The following is a 17,000-nucleotide window of genomic DNA, read 5'->3' as shown; positions in this document are numbered from 1 at the left end:
CCGCCTTGGTGGCGCTGCACATGCCGCAGTGCACGAAAAGACTACAGCGGGGGCCCGCTTGCCAGTAGAATCTGCCGGGAATTCACGCATACCGAGGCCCCCATGTCCAAGCTCACCTATCGCCGCATCCTGTTGAAACTTTCCGGGGAGGCGCTGATGGGAGACGAGGACTACGGCATCGACCCCAAGGTCATCAACCGCCTCGCCCGTGAAGTCATCGAAGCGCAGCAGGCGGGCGCGGAGATCGCCCTGGTCATCGGCGGCGGCAACATCTTCCGCGGCGCCGGCCTGGCAGCGGGCGGCATGGACCGGGTGACCGGCGACCAGATGGGCATGCTGGCCACGGTGATCAACGCCCTGGCGATGCAGGATGCGCTCGAGAAAGTCGGCGCCAAGGCGCGGGTGATGAGCGCGATCAAGATCAACGACGTGTGCGAGGACTACATCCGCCGCCGCGCCATCCGCCACCTGGAAAAGGGCCGTCTGGTGATTTTCGCCGCCGGCGTGGGCAGCCCCTTCTTCACCACCGATTCGGGTGCCGCCCTGCGCGCCATCGAGATCGGTGCCGACCTGCTGCTGAAGGCCACCAAGGTCGATGGCGTCTACGACAAAGACCCGAACAAGTACGACGACGCCGTGCGCTTCGACAGCCTGACCTATGACGATGTCATCACCCGCGGCCTGGAGGTGATGGACACCGCCGCCTTCGCACTGGCGCGTGACAGCGACCTGCCGCTGCGCGTGTTCGACATGAGCCAGCCGGGCGAACTGCTGAAGATCCTGCACGGCGAGAACATCGGCACCCTGGTGCGCGGCCGCAACACGCCGGCCAACTGAGCGGCGGATGCACGGACGGGGCCGCACGGTCCCGGCTGGGGCCCTATTCGCCTATAATCGCCCGATTCCAGTACTACCCAGGATCGGGCGATGCTCAACGACATCAAGCAGAACGCGCGCGAGCGCATGACCAAGAGCATCGAAGCTCTGCGTCAAACCCTGACAGCCATCCGCACCGGCCGCGCCTCGCCGGCGCTGTTGAATGGCATTTCGGTGCTTGCCTATGGCACGCAGTCCCCGCTGGACAACGTGGCCTCCATCAGCGTTTCTGAAGGCCGCTCGCTGGTGATCTCGGTGTTCGACAAAGGCCTCGTCGCCGCGGTCGAGAAGTCGATCTACGCGTCCGACCTGGGCCTGACCCCGACCGTGGTCGGCACCGTCATCCGCCTCAACCTGCCGCCGCTCACCGAAGAGCGCCGCAAGGAACTGGCCAAGACCGTGGGCAAGGAAGGCGAGGAAACCAAGGTTTCCATCCGCAACATCCGTCGTGATGCCAACCAGGAAGTGGCCAAGCTGCTCAAGGACAAGGAAATCACCGAGGACGACAAGAAGCGCGCCGAAGACGACATCCAGAAGCTGACCGACAACAGCATCAAGGACGTCGACAAGGTGGTTGCCGAGAAGGAAAAGGAACTGATGGCGGTCTGAAGCAGATGCCTTCAGTCCCTCCACCGTTGCCAAGCGCGCTGCCGCGCCACGTTGCCATCATCATGGATGGCAACGGGCGTTGGGCACAGCAGCGCCGCCGCCCGCGCATGATCGGCCACCGCGCCGGCGCGCGCGCGGTCAACCGCACCATCGACCGTTGCCTGGAACTCGGTATTCCGGCGCTCACCCTGTTCGCGTTTTCCAGCGAGAACTGGGGCCGCCCGGACGACGAAGTACAGTCGTTGATGAAGCTGTTCCTGCACGCATTGGATCGCGAGGTGGACGAGCTGCATCGGCGCGGCGTGCGCGTGCGTTTCATCGGCGAGCGCGAGCGCTTCGGCGCTTCGCTGGTCAGCCGCATGCAGCTGGCCGAGCAACGCACCGCGGACAACCGTGCCATGACCCTGTGCATCGCCGCCAGCTACGGTGGCCGCCAGGATATCGCACGGGCCGCCCGCATCCTGGCGCAGGAAGTGGCTGCTGGCCGCCTGCTGCCGGAACAGATCGACGAGCATCTGCTCGGCACGCATGTCGCCCTGGCGGACATGCCGGCGCCGGACCTGTTCATCCGTACCGGCGGTGACACCCGCATCAGCAATTTCCTGCTCTGGCAGCTTGCCTACACCGAGCTGTGGTTCACCGACGTGCTGTGGCCGGATTTCGATGCCGACCAGCTGCAGCTTGCCCTGGACACCTATGCCAGCCGTGAGCGCCGCTTCGGGCTGACCAGCGCCCAGATCGCCGCTCTCGCCACCGAGACGTCCAGCCCATGACCAAGACCCGAGTCCTCGCCGCGCTGATCATGGCGCCGACGGCCATTGCCGCCATCCTGCTGCTGCCCAGCCAGTGGCTCGCCGCTGCCGCCGCCGCGGTCTTCCTGATCGGCCTGTGGGAGTGGCTGAAGCTGGCCGGCGTGGAAGACACGCTGGCCCGCACCACCCTGCTGCTGCTCAACCTCGTGCTGATGGTGCTGGTGGTCTGGGATCGCGATGCGTCGCTGTTCCTGTTCCGCGTCGCCGCCCTGATCGGTGTCGGCTGGTGGCTGCTGGCCCTGCTGTGGCTGCGTTTCTTCAACTTCGGCGCGCAGCCGGACAGTCATGCGCGCGCCCTCAAGCTGCTCGCCGGCACGTTGGCGGTGCTGCCGGCCTGGGCCTCGCTGGTGCTGCTGCACGCCTCCAGTGACCAGGGCCACCTGTGGCTGCTGACCGCACTGGCCGTGGTGTGGGCTGCCGACTCCGGCGCCTACTTCGCGGGCCGCACCTTCGGCAAGCACAAGCTGGCGCCGCGCATCAGCCCCAACAAGACCTGGGAAGGCCTGTTCGGCGGCCTGGTCGCCGGTCTGATCGTCGCGACCGCCTTCGGCCTGGGCTTCGGCGTCGCCGACTGGACGCTGGTCACCGTGGCGCAGTTGCCGTGGCTGCTGCTGGTGACCACCGTGGCGGTGTTCGCCTCGGTGCTGGGCGACCTGTTCGAGAGCCTGCTCAAGCGCCACGCGGGCGCCAAGGACTCCGGCCACATCATCCCCGGCCATGGCGGCGTGCTGGACCGGGTCGACGGCGTGTTGGCCGCCCTGCCGGTGTTCGCCATCGGCAAGGAAATCTTCGGGCTCTGACCATGCATGCCTCCCCTGCCCTGCGCCGTGTCGCCGTCTTCGGCGCCACCGGCTCCATCGGCGCCTCTGCGCTGGATGTCATCGCCCGTCACCCGGACCGGTTCCAGCCCACGGTGCTGGCGGCCGGCTCGCAGGTCGATGCGTTGCTGGCCCTGTGCCGCGCGCATCGCCCCCTGCATGCGGTGATCGCCGATGAAGCGCTGTATGCACGCCTGCGCGACGGCCTGCGCGACGCCGGCCTGGCGACCACCGCCCACGCCGGCGATGCCGCCCTGGATGCACTGGCTGCCGGAGACACCTGCGATACGGTGATCGCCGCGATCGTCGGTGCGGCCGGGCTGTCGTCCACGCTGGCCGCCGCGCGGGCCGGCAAACGCATCCTGCTGGCCAACAAGGAATCGCTGGTGCTGGCCGGCGAACTGCTGATGCGCACCGCGCAGCAGGCAGACGCCGAGATCATCCCGATCGACAGCGAACACAGCGCCATCTTCCAGTGCCTGCGCTCGCGCGATGCCAGCCTGGACGGTGCCGGCGTGCGCCGCATCCTGCTGACCGCATCCGGTGGCCCCTTCCGTGGCCGCAGCCGCGCCGAGCTGGAGCAGGTCACCCCGGCGCAGGCCGTTGCCCATCCGAAATGGTCGATGGGCCCCAAGATTTCGGTCGATTCAGCCACCCTGATGAACAAGGGGCTGGAAGTCATCGAAGCCCACCACCTGTTCGGGGTACCCGCCGCGCGCATCGAGGTACTGGTGCATCCGCAGAGTCTGGTGCACTCCCTGGTGGAGTTCGTGGACGGGTCCACGCTGGCGCAACTGGGCCTGCCGGACATGCGCACCACCCTGGCCGTGGGCCTGGGCTGGCCGCAGCGCATTGATGCCGGCGTTGGCGGGCTGGATCTGCTGCGCCAGGGCCGGCTGGACTTCGAAGCCCCCGATACCGACGCGTTCCCGTGCCTGGCCTTGGCCTGGCACGCGATGCGGGCCGGCGGCACGGCGCCGGCGGTGCTGAACGCGGCCAATGAAGAGGCTGTTTCAGCGTTTCTTCAGGGAAGGGTAGGCTTTCTGGCCATTCCTGCCTTGGTGGATAACGCGCTCTCAACACTGCCGGTCGAGCCTGCCGATACACTGGGCGGCCTGCTCGCCGCTGACCAGCGTGCCCGTTTGATCACCCGGACTGCCATCGAAGCCCTCTGAATGCCGCCCTGCCCTGCCGCCACCACTGCGCTCTCCCATGACTGAGTTCCTCGGATCGGTGTGGTGGATGATCGTCAGCCTGGGCCTGCTCGTGACCATTCATGAGTTCGGGCACTACTGGGTTGCGCGCCGCTGCGGGGTCAAGGTGCTGCGCTTTTCCGTCGGCTTCGGTAAGCCGCTGTGGTCGCGCCGCGACCGCCATGGCACCGAGTTCGCCATTGCCGCCATTCCGCTCGGCGGCTACGTGAAGATGCTTGATGAGCGTGAGGTGGAGGTCCATCCGCACGAGCGCGGCCAGGCCTTCAACCATAAGACCGTCTGGCAGCGCATCGCGGTGGTCGCCGCCGGTCCGCTGGCCAACCTGCTGCTGTGCATGCTGCTGCTGTGGGCGATGTTCGTGATCGGCAAGCAGGACTATTCGGCCACGGTCGGCCGCGCCACCGGCATGGCCCAGGTGGCCGGGCTGCAGGGCGGCGAGCGCATCCTGTCGGTCGACGGACGCTCGGTCGCCACCGTCGGCGAGGCCAGCATGGCGCTGACCGCCGCCGCCATGGACCGTCATGACGTGACCCTCCAGGTAGTGGATGCGCAGGAACGTCGTCATCAGCGCACTCTGCCGCTGTCCCAGCTGCCGGCGGGCTTCGATGAACGCCGCGTCGCCCCGTTGGCCGGCATCAACTGGCAGTTCTGGCTGCAACCCGCGTTGGTGGACCGGCTGGTGGACGATTCCGCCGTGCGCGGCGTGCTGCAGCCGGGCGACCTGATCGTGGCCGTGGACGGCGAGCGGATAGATGCCGCCGACCAGGTCTATCCGGCCGTACAGGCGCTGGGCAAGCGCGGCGGCCCGGGCATGATCGACGTGCTGCGCGGTGGCGAGCGCCTGGCCCTGGAAGTCGCGCCACGACAAGGCCTGGACGGCAACAGACAGCCGGTCTGGCAACTCGGCATCGGTTTCAGTGAGGCGCACGCCCCGGTTTACGACACCGTGCTGAAGTACGGCCCGCTGGCCGCGGTGCCCGTGGCGATCAGCGAAACCGGGCGCATGGCCTCCGACTCCCTCGGGATGATGCGCCGCATCGTCACCGGCAATGCCTCGCTGCAGAACGTTTCCGGCCCCGTCACCATTGCCCGGGTGGCCAATGTTTCCGCGCAACGGGGGGTGGATTGGTTCCTTCAGTTCCTCGCCCTGCTGTCGCTCAGCCTGTGCATCATCAACCTGCTGCCCATTCCCGTCTTGGACGGAGGGCACCTGCTGTATTACCTTATCGAGTTGGTCAAGGGCAGCCCGCTGAGCGAGCGTGCCATGGCGGCCGGCCAGTTTGTCGGTCTCGCGCTGCTGGCCGGGCTGATGGGATTGGCGTTCTACAACGACATCCTCGGCCTGGTCACGCGATGAACATGGGCTCTGTAATGAACTTTTTCCTGCTGTCGCCGTCTACAACGTCGGCATTCCGCACTACGCAATCGACCTCTACCGGACGTGACATGACGCGACTCCCGAACCGCCGCCTGCTGGCCCTCGCCCTCGCTGTTGGAATCGGCGCCCCCGCACTGGCGCAGGCTGCCGCCCCCTTCACGGTCAGCGACATCCGCGTGGACGGCCTGCAGCGCATCAGCTCCGGCACCGTGTTCACCTACCTGCCGGTGGAACGTGGCCAGGCGCTCACCGACGCCAAGGTCAGCGAAACCATCCGTGCCCTGTACAAGACCGGCTTCTTCGAAGACGTCCAGCTGGACCGCCAGGGCGACATCCTGGTGGTCACGGTCAAGGAGCGTCCGGCGATCAACAAGCTCACCGTCACCGGCAACAAGGACATCAAGTCCGACCAGCTGCTGAAGGGCCTGAGCGACATCGGCCTGACCGAAGGCGGCACGTTCGACCGCCTGAGCCTGGACCGCGTGACGCAGGAACTGCGTCGCCAGTACAACGACCGCGGCAAATACAACGTGGAAATCACCCCGACGGTGAGCCCGCTGGACCGCAACCGGGTCGATATCGCGATCACCATCAAGGAAGGCAAGGCGGCCAAGATCCGCCACGTCAACCTGATCGGTACCGAGAAATACCCGGCCGAAGACATCCTGGACACGTGGGAATCGAAGGAGCACAACTGGGCGTCGTGGTACCGCCGTGATGACCAGTACTCCAAGGAAAAGATGTCCGGCGACCTGGAGAAACTGAACTCCTGGTACCTGGACCGCGGCTACGTGGACTTCAGCATCGACTCCACCCAGGTGTCGATCAGCCCCGACAAGCGCGACATGTTCATCAGCGCCGGCGTCACCGAAGGCGAGCAGTACAAGATCTCCGAGATCAAGGTCAGCGGCGATACCGTGCTGCCGCAGGAAGACGTCGAGCGCATGGTCATCCAGAAGTCGGGTGACACGTTCTCGCGCGCCCTGCTGGAATTCAGCTCGAACAGCATCACCAATTCGCTGTCGAACATCGGCTATGCCTTTGCCAAGGTGAACCCGATCCCGACCACCAACCGTGCCGACCGCACGGTGGCGATCAACATGCAGGTCGTGCCGGGTCCGCGCGTGTCCGTGCGGCAGATCCAGTTCCGCGGCAACACGCGCACCTCCGATGAAGTGCTGCGTCGCGAAATGCGCCAGTTCGAGAACAGCTGGTACTCGCAGGCCGCCATCGACCGTTCCAAGATCCGCCTGCAGCGCCTGGGCTACTTCGAAGCGGTGGATGTGCAGTCCACCCCGGTCACCGGCAGCAACGACCAGGTCGACGTGGTGTACAACGTCAAGGAAACCACGTCAGGCAGCTTCGTGTTCGGCCTGGGTTACTCGCAGTCGTACGGCATGACCACCTCGGTGCAGCTGTCGCAGAACAACTTCCTGGGCGGCGGCAACCGCGTGTCGGTGGAAGCCTCGCGCAGCAGCTACCTGCAGCGTTATGGCTTCAGCTACACCAATCCGTACTTCACCGATGACGGCGTGTCGCTGGGCTACAACCTGTCGTGGCGCGAGCTCGATTACTCCGACTTCAACACGGCGCAGTACAACAGCACCAACGGTGCAGCGCAGGTGGTGTTCGGCGTGCCGATCACCGAGACCGATACGGTCTCGCTGATGTTCGGTATCGATAGCAACCAGATCCAGACGTATGGCAGCACGCCGGCTTCGATCAGGGACTACATCAATGCGGTGGGGCATCAGACCTTCCACGCTTGGCGTACCGAGCTTGGCTGGGCGCGTGACTCGCGCAATGACTACTTCATGCCCACCCGCGGTACTTATCAGCGCGTAGGCTTGGAAACGACTCTGCCTGGGTCGACCGTTGAGTACTACAAGCTGAACTACCAGATCAGCAAGTACTGGCCGATCATTCCGTCCCTCGTCATCAACACCCGTTTCGAAGTCGGCTACGGCGATAGTTACGGGAACGACGTGTCGCGCGTTGTGACCGAGGCGGATGGCACCCAGCGCGTGATTACCGCCTCCGGCCTGCCGTTCTACGAGAATTTCTACGCAGGCGGCACCAACTCGGTACGTGGCTTCGAGGACAACACTCTGGGTCCGCGCGAAGTCACACCCGGCTATCCGAATGGCCAGCCGCTCGGCGGCTCCCTCAAAACGGTGGGCTCGGTGGAAGCGTACTTCCCGCGCCTGTTCGACAGCCCGTCGGCCCGCGTCTCAGCGTTTTTGGACTTCGGCAACGTATACAACGGCACGGACAACTTCAAGGCCAACGAACTGCGTGTGTCCACCGGTGTGGCCCTGCTGTGGCGCGCCCCGGTCGGCCCGATCTCGATCAGCTACGCCTTCCCGCTCAAGAAGGAAGACGGCGACGAAGTCGAACGCCTGCAGTTCACGTTCGGCGGTCAGTTCTAAGCAGTCCGCACGAAACAACAGAAACGCCGGGCATTGCCCGGCGTTTCTGTTTGGCAGCTCCGGGTCGCGCCGAGCCATGCTTGGCCGGCTCATGCAGCGGCAACACGCCCTCCCGTTTCAAGGCACCCCGCGCTTCGCGCTCGCCGAGCATGGCTCGGCGCTACGGCGTCGGCGGGCGTGGCGAACACGCGTCGGTGGGCGTGGCGGACACGGCTACGTGGGCGTGCCGAATGTGGCGAGTGACCGGTGAAACGGCACCGGGGCCCTCGTCCTGACCGCCCTGGTGGGGGCAGTAACATGACCGTTGTCACGCCACACGGTAAACTCCCCGCGTGAATACTCCTACCTACTCCGCCCAGCAACTCGCCGAGCAGTTCGGCCTGCAGGTCCATGGCGATGCCTCCACCGTGATCGGTGGCGTGGCGACGCTGGCCCATGCCGGACCGGCCCAGCTCACCTTCCTGGCCAATCCCCGCTACCGTGTGCAGCTGGCCGACAGCCAGGCCGGCATCGTGGTGCTGCGTGCCGAGGATGCCGAGTCCGCGCCCGGCACGGCGCTGGTCGCCAAGGACCCGTACAACACGTTCGCCCGCATCGCGGCACTGTTCGATGTAGCCCCCACCCGCCCGCCGGGCATCCATCCCAGCGCGGTCATCGACCCCAGCGCACAGGTGGCCGCCAGTGCCCATGTCGGGCCCTTCGTCATCATTGGCGAGCGCAGCGTGATCGGCGAGAACTGCATCATCGGCGCGGGCAGCGTGATCGGCGAAGACTGCAGCCTGGACAGCGGCTGCGAACTCATCGCGCGGGTCACCCTGGTCACCCGGGTGAAGCTGGGCAAGCGGGTACGCATCCATCCCGGCGCCGTGCTCGGCGCCGATGGATTCGGCCTGGCCATGGACGCGGGCAAGTGGATCAAGGTTCCGCAGCTCGGTGGTGTGCGCATCGGCGACGACTGCGAGATCGGCGCCAATACCTGCGTGGACCGTGGCGCCCTGGAGGACACCGTGCTGGCTGAAGACGTGCGCCTGGACAACCTGGTGCAGGTCGCCCACAACGTGCAGATCGGCGCGCATTCGGCGATTGCCGGCTGCACGGGAATCGCCGGCAGCGCGAAGATCGGCCGTTACTGCCTGCTTGGCGGGGCCGTCGGCGTGGTGGGCCATCTTGAAATCTGCGACAAAGTCGTGGTCACCGGTAAATCGGTGGTCCGCAACTCCATTACCGAGCCGGGCGAGTATTCCTCCGGCACGCCGTTGACCGACAACCGCACGTGGCGCAAGAACGCCGCGCGCTTCAAACAGCTCGATGCGCTGGCCCGTCGCATCCTGTCTGTGAGCAAGGAGAAGGAATGAGCCAGGAACAGACCCCGTCGGACATCGACCTGCCCGACATCGCCCAGATCCGGGCCTTGATCCCGCACCGCTACCCTTTCCTGCTGGTGGACAAGGTGGTGTCGCTCGACTTCGAGAAGCGCAAGATCGTCGCCCGCAAGAACGTCAGCATCAACGAGCCGTTCTTCCAGGGCCATTTCCCCGAACAGCCGATCATGCCCGGCGTGCTGATCATCGAAGCCATGGCGCAGGCGGGCGGCGTGCTCACCCAGCTCACGCTGGGCCGGGATGCGCAGTCCAAGCTGTTCTACATGGTGAAGGTGGACAATGTCCGCTTCAGCGACAAGGTGGTCCCCGGCGATGTGCTGGAGATGCACGTGGAGATCAAGCGCGTGATCCGCAACATGGCGGTGTACGACTGCAAGGCCTTCGTCGACGGCAGGATCGTCGCCTGCGCCGAAGTCATGTGTGCCGGCACCCGCGAATAACCTACAAGGAGGACCACCGATGAGCGGACACGCTCCGTTGATCCACCCCACGGCAGTGATCGATCCGTCGGCGAAGCTCGCCGACGGCGTCCGCGTGGGCGCATTCACCCTGATCGGGGCCGATGTTGAAATCGGCGAAAACACCGAGATCGGCCCGCATTGCAGCATCCACGGCCCGACCCGTATCGGCCGCGACAACCGGTTCATCGGCCACGCCGCCATCGGTGGCGAGCCGCAGGACAAGAAATACAACGCCGAAAAGACCGAGCTGGTGATGGGCGACCGCAATGTCATCCGCGAGTTCGTCACCATCAACCGGGGTACCGGCGGTGGCGGTGGCATAACCACCGTCGGTGATGACAACTGGATGCTGGCGTACACCCACGTCGCGCACGATTGCCACGTCGGCAGCCACTGTGTGTTCTCCAACAACACCACGCTGGCCGGCCACGTGACCGTGGGCGACCATGTGATCATCAGCGGCTTCGCCGGTGCCCACCAGTTCTGCCGTATCGGCGCGCATGCTTTCCTGGGCATGGGGGCGCTGACCAATGGCGATGTCCCGCCGTTCACCATGGTCGGCAGTGATTCGCTGGGCCGTCCGCGCGGCATCAACAGCGAAGGCCTGAAACGCCGCGGCTTCGACGCCGAGCGCATCGCCAGCATCAAGCGCGCGTACCGCACCCTGTACGTTGCCGGCCTGCCGCTGGCCGAGGCCAAGGTGCAACTGGCCGAGCAGGCGCGCAGCAGCGAAGACGTCAAGGCGCTGCTGGAGTTCATCGAACAGGCCGAGCGGCCGCTGCTGCGATGAACCAGACCACGCTGCCGCCCACGGCCGAGGTCATCCTGTTGCGTGAAGCACCGGCTGCCAGCGCCCCCGCGCGTGTCGATACGCGTCCGCTGCGCGTGGCGCTGGTGGCGGGCGAAGCATCAGGTGACCAGCTGGGCGCAGGGTTGGTACGCGAGTTGAAGGCACGCTTCCCCAATGCAGAGTTTGCTGGCATCGGCGGTGACGGCATGCGCCATGCGGGCTGCCAGACCTGGTTCGACGCCAGCGAGTTGGCCGTGATGGGGCTGACCGAAGTGCTGCGCCATCTGCCGCGGTTGCTGAAGCTGCGTTCGCAGTTCCGCCAGCGCGTGCTGGAGTGGCAGCCTGATGTGTTCATCGGTATCGACGCGCCCGACTTCAACCTGGGCGTGGAGCGCTGGCTGAAGCAGCGCGGCATCCGCACCGTGCACTACGTCAGCCCCTCGGTGTGGGCATGGCGCGAGAAACGCGCGGAGAAGATCGGCGAGAGCGCGGACCTGGTGCTGTGCCTCTTCCCGATGGAGCCGCCCATCTATGCGCGGCACGGCATCGATGCGCGGTTTGTCGGCCACCCGATGGCCGATGACATCCCGATGCACGTGGATCGCGAGCAGGCGCGCGCCGACCTGGGCCTGCCGTCCAATGCGAAAGTGCTGGCGGTGCTGCCGGGCAGCCGGCTGGGCGAAATCAGCCGACTGGGCGAGCCCTTCTTCGAGGCGGCCTGGCAGGTATGCGAACGCATTCCCGGATTGCACGTCGTCGTGCCGGCCGCGAATGCCGCGTGCCGTCAGTTGATCGACCAGCAGCTCTCCCGCTCTGCGTTCCCTGTGGTGCATTCCCATGTGCTGGACGGGCAGGCGCGCACCGCGATGATCGCCGCCGACGTGGTGGTGCTCGCTTCGGGCACGGCCACGCTGGAGGCGATGCTGGTGAAGCGCCCCATGGTGGTCGGCTACCGGGTCAACGAGCTGACCTACCGGCTGGTCAAGGCGCTGGGCCTGCTGAAGGTCGATCGCTATGCCCTGCCGAACATCCTGGCCAACAAGGATCTGGCGCCGGAACTGATGCAGCACGATTGCGTGCCGGAAAAGCTGGCCGCTGCGATCCAGCAGTGGTTCGACCATCCGCAGAAAAGCATCGACCTGCAGGCCACGTATCAACAGTTGCACAGCCTGCTGCGGCGTGATGCCTCGGCCCGCGCGGCCGATGCCGTGGCCGAGCTGGTGGCGCGCGATGTGGTGCCCCGGTGAGCCGTCGTGCTGCCGCTGCCGCGACGATGACGCTGTTCAGCGGCAACGCAGCGGCAACCGTGGTCGTGCAGCGTATCGCCGGCGTGGATGAGGCCGGTCGCGGCCCGTTGGCCGGCCCGGTGTCCGTGGCTGCGGTGGTGTTCGATCCTGCGCGGCCGCGCATCAACGGCCTGGACGATTCCAAACAGTTGACCGCGGCCCGCCGTGACCAGTTGTACGACCGCATCATCGACCGTGCGCTGGCGTGGCATGTGGTCCTGGTCGATGCCCCCACCGTGGACCGGCTGAACATCTATCAGGCGACGCTGCAGGGCATGCGCGAGGTGGTGGCTGCGGTTGCGCACGCGGCCGATCTGGCACGCATCGATGGCAACGTGGTGCCCAAGGGTCTGGTGCTTCCGGGCGAAGCGTTGATCGGGGGCGACGCCATCGACCGCGCGATCATGGCCGCTTCGATCCTCGCCAAGGTCAGCCGTGACCGTTACATGCAGCGCGTGCACGAGCGGTTCCCGCATTTCGGCTTCGACCAGCACAAGGGGTATGGCACGCCCATGCATCTGGCGGCATTGCGCGAACACGGACCGTGTCTGGAACACCGGCGCAGCTTCGCGCCTGTGCGGGAGTGCCTGGCCGCGCCGGTTGCTGCTCCTTTGGAGATGGCGCTGGCGCTGTAGGTGGGTCGAACGGGTGAGACCCCCTCGCGGTGGCTCTGACAGCGGGTTCCGAGCTTGGGGCCGGGCGGTGGGGCTGGGACGGGGGACGGCAAGGGCCGCATCCATGCGTGCCTCGTTTCGCGCCATCCATGGCGCTCAACGCCCCCACCCAGCCGCACCGCCCGGCCCCCTGACAGGTTCCGTGGCCGCCAGCCGCGTAGTAAAAAAAAGAGAAAAGCGGTAGCGCCGACCCATGGTCGGCGAGCGCAGCGGGCCGTTGGCGGGGACATTCCGCCGACCATGGGTCGGCGCTACCGCAGGCATCGTTGACCCGTCTGGTGAAGGGAGCCCCTGAGTCAGGGGCGGCCGCGAAGCGGCGGGGTGTGGGTGCCGGTGAGACGGGGCCCGCGGTTTGCGCAGCAAAGCGTGGGAGCGGCAGCGCGAATGCGATGACGTGGCCCGTGCCGCGAAGCGGCGGGGTGTGGGTGCCGGTGAGACGGGGCCCACGGTTTGCGCAGCAAAGCGTGGGAGCGGCAGCGCGAATGCGATGACGTGGACCCGCGCAGCGCGCCCCTTCCTCTACGTCAAGACCTTGTCCGTACAGGTCACCGCCGGTACCCTGAGCGGGCACTCCTGCGCACCTGTGACCCCGGCGGCCGTTCCTACGCCTGCTCCCGGGGCCGGTGCGCTCCAACCTGGTCCGGCATGTCCAACTCCCGTTTCGTCCATCTCCACGTCCACACCGAATTTTCGCTGGCGGATTCCACCATCCGTGTGCCGGCGAAGCCGGAACAGGCTGACCCGAAGAAAGCCAAACAGGCCAACCTGCTGTCGCGCTCGGTCGAGCTCGGGCTGCCCGCGCTGGCAGTCACCGATCTGAACAACCTGTTCGCCCTGGTGAAGTTCTACAAGGCGGCTGAAGGCGTGGGCATCAAGCCGATCGCCGGCGCCGACGTGATGATCGCCGAGGAAGGCCAGGATCCGTGGCGGATGACCCTGCTGTGCCGCGACCGCGAAGGCTATCTCAGCCTGTCCCGGCTGCTCACGCGTGCCTGGATGGAGGGCCATCGCCCGGAAGGCGGCGTCGCGGTGCATCCGGAATGGCTGAAGGCCGGCTGCCAGAACCTGTTCGCGCTTACCGGCCGTGAAAGCCTCGCCGGACGTCTCGCTGCGGCAGGCAAACATGAGCTTGCCGAGCAGCAACTGGCTGACTGGCAGCGCGTGTTCGGCGATGGACTGCACCTGGAACTGACCCGCACCGGCCGCGACGGCGAAGAAGCCTTCAACCAGTTCGCGCTGATGGCAGCGGGCCAGCGTGGCCTGCCGGTCATCGCCAGCAACGATGTGCGCTTCCTGCAACCGACCGATTTCAACGCGCACGAAGCGCGCGTGTGCATCGCCTCCGGTCGCGTGCTGGATGACCCCAAGCGCCCGCGGGACTACAGCGACCAGCAGTACCTGAAGTCGGCCGAGGAGATGTGCGCGCTGTTCGCCGACATCCCTGATGCCATCGACAATACGCGTGCGCTGGCAGAGCGCTGCAACATCGAGATGCGGCTGGGCACCTACTTCCTGCCCAACTACCCGGTGCCCGACGACGAGACGCTGGACAGCTGGATCCGCAGCGAGTCGCGCAAGGGCCTGGCACTGCGCCTGGAAAAGAACCCGGTTGCTGCGGGCATGACCGCGCAGGACTACAGCGAGCGTCTGGAATTCGAGCTGGATACCATCATCAAGATGGGCTTCCCCGGTTACTTCCTGATCGTGGCGGACTTCATCCAGTGGGGCAAGAACCAGGGCATCCCGATCGGGCCCGGCCGTGGTTCGGGTGCCGGTTCGCTGGTGGCGTGGGCGCTGCAGATCACTGATCTGGATCCCCTGCCCTACAACCTGCTGTTCGAGCGCTTCCTCAACCCGGAACGCGTGTCGATGCCCGACTTCGACATCGACTTCTGCATGGACCGCCGCGACGAAGTCATCGACTACGTCGCGCGCAAGTACGGCCGCGAGCGGGTCAGCCAGATCATCACCTACGGCACCATGGCGGCCAAGGCCGTGGTGCGTGACTGCGGTCGCGTGCTGGGCTTCCCGTACGGCCTGGTCGATGGCGTGGCCAAGCTGATTCCGAACATCCTCGGCATTTCGCTGAAGGATGCGATGGGGGAAGGCAAGGACAGCGAGATGGCCTCGCCGGAACTCATCCAGCGCTACCAGAGCGAAGACGATGTCCGCGACCTGATCGATCTGGCGCGCCAGCTGGAAGACCTGACCCGCAATGCCGGCAAGCATGCCGGTGGCGTGGTCATCGCCCCCGAACCACTGGCCGAGTTCTGCCCGCTGTTCGCCGAACACGATGAAAACGGCATCGGCCGCAACCCGGTCACCCAGTTCGACAAGAACGATGTGGAAGAAATCGGCCTGGTGAAGTTCGACTTCCTGGGCCTGCGCACGCTGACCATCATCGACTGGGCAGTGAAGGCGATCAACAAGCGCCACGAGCGCGCCGGCATTCCGCCGGTGGATATCGCCGCGCTGCCGCTGGATGATGCGGCGACCTACAAGGACATCTTCGCCTCCGGCAACACCGGCGCGGTGTTCCAGTTCGAATCCTCCGGCATGCGCCGCCTGCTGAAGGACGCCAAGCCCGATCGGTTCGAAGACCTGATCGCCCTGGTGTCGCTGTATCGCCCCGGCCCGATGGACCTCATTCCCTCCTTCGTCGACCGCAAACATGGGCGCGAGGATGTGGAGTATCCCGATCCGCGCACCGAACGCATCCTGCGCGACACCTACGGCATCATGGTGTATCAGGAACAGGTGATGCAGATGGCGCAGATCGTCGGCGGCTACTCGCTGGGCGGCGCCGATCTGCTGCGTCGCGCGATGGGCAAGAAGGTGCCGGCCGAGATGGCCAAGCATCGCGAAATCTTCCGCGAGGGCGCGGCCAAGGACGGTGTAGGCGAAGCCAAGGCCGATGCGATCTTCGACCTGATGGAGAAGTTCGCCGGCTACGGTTTCAACAAGTCGCACGCTGCCGCCTACGCGCTGGTGAGTTACCAGACCGCATGGCTGAAACGCCATTATCCCGCCGAGTTCATGGCCGCCACGCTGTCCTCGGACATGGACAACACCGAGAAGGTCGTCGGCTTCCTCGACGAGGTGCGCAACCTCGGCCTGACCGTGCTGCCGCCGAAGGTGAACCAGTCCGCCTACATGTTCGAGGCCGCCACGCCGGACACCATCCAGTACGGTCTGGGAGCGATCAAGGGCGTGGGCCAGGGCGCCTGCGAGGCCGTGGTCGATGAGCGCCTGCAGAAGGGCGCGTACACCAACCTGCTGGATTTCTGCACGCGTATCGGCTCGGCCAAGCTCAACCGGCGCACGCTGGAGGCGATGATCAACTGCGGTGCGCTGGACGAACTGGGCCGCAACCGCGCGTCGTTGATGCTGCAGCTACCGGAGGTGATCAAGGCCACCGAGCAGATGGCGCGCGAGCGTGCATCGGGCCAGAACTCGCTGTTCGGTGGACCGGACCCGAGTGCGCCGGCAATCCACCTGGAACTGCAGGAGACCGACGAATGGCCGCTGCTGCAGCGGCTCACCGGCGAGCGCGACACGCTGGGGTTCTATCTCAGCGGACATCCGTTCGACCCGCATCGGGACGATGTGCGTGATCTGGTCGGCACCGATCTGGGCGCCGTGGAAAAAATCTGGAGTGCCAACAGCGGCGGTGGTGGCGGTGAAAAGCGCTGGCGCCCGGAGGTACAGACGGTACTGGCCGGTCAGGTGGTTGGCGTGCGCCGCAAGGGCGAAAGCCAGATCTTCATCCAGCTGGAAGATGGTCGCGGCCGGGTGGAATGCAGTGCGTTCTCCGATGCGATGGCCGAGTTCGGCCACCTGATGACCAAGGACCGCATCCTGGTGGTCAAGGGCGGCCTGCGCGAAGACGAGTTCAATGGCGGCTTCGCCCTGCGCATCCGCCAGTGCTGGGATTTCGACGAGGTCTGTGCCAACTACGCCACCCGGCTTTCACTGCGCGTGGACCTGCGCCGTGAACGCCCCGTGTGGCAGCGCCTGAACGCGCTGCTGGACCGGCATCGCCCCGGCCGTACGCCCCTGCGCCTGGACCTGCTGTTGAAGGACGAGGAAGGCTCTCTCGCAGGCATGCTGGACGTGGGCGGCGAAAGCGCGGTGCGCATCGATTCCAAGCTGATCGACGCCCTGCGCGCCGACCCGGCAATCCGCACCCTGAAGGTGCGCTACAGCCCGCCCTGGGCGAGCTGACCAGACGACGGCGTACGGGGCATCTGCACGCATTCGGCTAAACTCCC

Annotated in this window: 12 protein-coding genes and 1 pseudogene; all 13 read left to right on the top strand. The window is 66.1% G+C overall.

Annotation, left to right across the window (positions count from 1 at the left end):
• Positions 1-102: 102 nt before the first annotated feature.
• The 13 genes and pseudogenes from pyrH to dnaE all read left to right on the top strand — a co-directional run bounded on the left by pyrH (position 103) and on the right by dnaE (position 16,953).
• Entirely contained in the window at positions 103-837 is a 735-nt protein-coding gene (gene pyrH, locus IFT65_RS03955) for a UMP kinase (protein WP_188324572.1), read from the top strand.
• A 90-nt stretch (positions 838-927) separates the two neighbouring features.
• Positions 928-1,485, top strand: coding sequence for a ribosome recycling factor (frr, locus tag IFT65_RS03950; protein WP_188324573.1), 558 nt, complete (start codon positions 928-930; stop codon positions 1,483-1,485).
• A 5-nt stretch (positions 1,486-1,490) separates the two neighbouring features.
• Complete coding sequence (gene uppS / locus IFT65_RS03945; RefSeq protein ID WP_192080351.1) at positions 1,491-2,258, top strand: polyprenyl diphosphate synthase; 768 nt, start codon at positions 1,491-1,493, stop codon at positions 2,256-2,258.
• The gene (locus IFT65_RS03940) at positions 2,255-3,097 is read left to right on the top strand and encodes a phosphatidate cytidylyltransferase (protein ID WP_192080349.1); all 843 of its coding nucleotides are present in this window, start codon (positions 2,255-2,257) and stop codon (positions 3,095-3,097) included. The genes uppS and IFT65_RS03940 overlap by 4 nt, the downstream gene beginning before the upstream one ends.
• Before the next feature lie 2 nt (positions 3,098-3,099).
• Positions 3,100-4,290, top strand: a complete 1,191-nt coding sequence (gene dxr / locus IFT65_RS03935; RefSeq protein WP_192080347.1) for a 1-deoxy-D-xylulose-5-phosphate reductoisomerase — start codon at positions 3,100-3,102, stop codon at positions 4,288-4,290.
• Positions 4,291-4,327: 37 nt separating this feature from the next.
• Positions 4,328-5,686: an RIP metalloprotease RseP gene (rseP, locus tag IFT65_RS03930; protein ID WP_192080345.1), complete on the top strand. Its 1,359-nt coding sequence runs from the start codon at positions 4,328-4,330 to the stop codon at positions 5,684-5,686.
• Positions 5,687-5,775: 89 nt separating this feature from the next.
• The gene (gene bamA / locus IFT65_RS03925; protein ID WP_192080343.1) at positions 5,776-8,136 is read left to right on the top strand and encodes an outer membrane protein assembly factor BamA; all 2,361 of its coding nucleotides are present in this window, start codon (positions 5,776-5,778) and stop codon (positions 8,134-8,136) included.
• A 332-nt stretch (positions 8,137-8,468) separates the two neighbouring features.
• Positions 8,469-9,491, top strand: a complete 1,023-nt coding sequence (gene lpxD / locus IFT65_RS03920; RefSeq protein ID WP_192080341.1) for a UDP-3-O-(3-hydroxymyristoyl)glucosamine N-acyltransferase — start codon at positions 8,469-8,471, stop codon at positions 9,489-9,491.
• Positions 9,488-9,958, top strand: coding sequence for a 3-hydroxyacyl-ACP dehydratase FabZ (fabZ, locus tag IFT65_RS03915; protein ID WP_188324581.1), 471 nt, complete (start codon positions 9,488-9,490; stop codon positions 9,956-9,958). The genes lpxD and fabZ overlap by 4 nt, the downstream gene beginning before the upstream one ends.
• Before the next feature lie 19 nt (positions 9,959-9,977).
• Positions 9,978-10,769 (top strand): acyl-ACP--UDP-N-acetylglucosamine O-acyltransferase, encoded by a 792-nt coding sequence (gene lpxA, locus IFT65_RS03910; RefSeq protein ID WP_188324582.1) that lies wholly within the window; start codon positions 9,978-9,980, stop codon positions 10,767-10,769.
• Positions 10,770-10,852: 83 nt separating this feature from the next.
• A pseudogene (lpxB, locus tag IFT65_RS03905) lies at positions 10,853-12,016 on the top strand (lipid-A-disaccharide synthase); the annotation flags it as partial.
• Positions 12,013-12,690, top strand: coding sequence for a ribonuclease HII (locus tag IFT65_RS03900; protein WP_192080338.1), 678 nt, complete (start codon positions 12,013-12,015; stop codon positions 12,688-12,690). The pseudogene lpxB and the gene IFT65_RS03900, both read left to right, overlap by 4 nt.
• Before the next feature lie 684 nt (positions 12,691-13,374).
• Entirely contained in the window at positions 13,375-16,953 is a 3,579-nt protein-coding gene (dnaE, locus tag IFT65_RS03895) for a DNA polymerase III subunit alpha (protein ID WP_192080336.1), read from the top strand.
• Positions 16,954-17,000: the final 47 nt, after the last annotated feature.

The sequence above is a fragment of the Stenotrophomonas sp. CFBP 13725 genome (assembly GCF_014841935.1).
In the GTDB taxonomy this organism is placed as follows: Bacteria; Pseudomonadota; Gammaproteobacteria; order Xanthomonadales; family Xanthomonadaceae; genus Stenotrophomonas.
The sequence above is the reverse complement of the archived record's forward strand: the minus strand, read 5'-3'. Positions and strand labels throughout refer to the sequence as shown.

Excerpts from the sequence above, each read along its gene's own strand:
- dnaE (WP_192080336.1), top strand. The coding sequence starts at position 13,375 with ATGTCCAACTCCCGTTTCGTCCATCTCCACGTCCACACCGAATTTTCG.
- IFT65_RS03940 (WP_192080349.1), top strand. The coding sequence starts at position 2,255 with ATGACCAAGACCCGAGTCCTCGCCGCGCTGATCATGGCGCCGACGGCC.
- pyrH (WP_188324572.1), top strand. The coding sequence starts at position 103 with ATGTCCAAGCTCACCTATCGCCGCATCCTGTTGAAACTTTCCGGGGAG.
- lpxA (WP_188324582.1), top strand. The coding sequence starts at position 9,978 with ATGAGCGGACACGCTCCGTTGATCCACCCCACGGCAGTGATCGATCCG.
- bamA (WP_192080343.1), top strand. The coding sequence starts at position 5,776 with ATGACGCGACTCCCGAACCGCCGCCTGCTGGCCCTCGCCCTCGCTGTT.
- dxr (WP_192080347.1), top strand. The coding sequence starts at position 3,100 with ATGCATGCCTCCCCTGCCCTGCGCCGTGTCGCCGTCTTCGGCGCCACC.
- fabZ (WP_188324581.1), top strand. The coding sequence starts at position 9,488 with ATGAGCCAGGAACAGACCCCGTCGGACATCGACCTGCCCGACATCGCC.
- frr (WP_188324573.1), top strand. The coding sequence starts at position 928 with ATGCTCAACGACATCAAGCAGAACGCGCGCGAGCGCATGACCAAGAGC.
- uppS (WP_192080351.1), top strand. The coding sequence starts at position 1,491 with ATGCCTTCAGTCCCTCCACCGTTGCCAAGCGCGCTGCCGCGCCACGTT.
- rseP (WP_192080345.1), top strand. The coding sequence starts at position 4,328 with ATGACTGAGTTCCTCGGATCGGTGTGGTGGATGATCGTCAGCCTGGGC.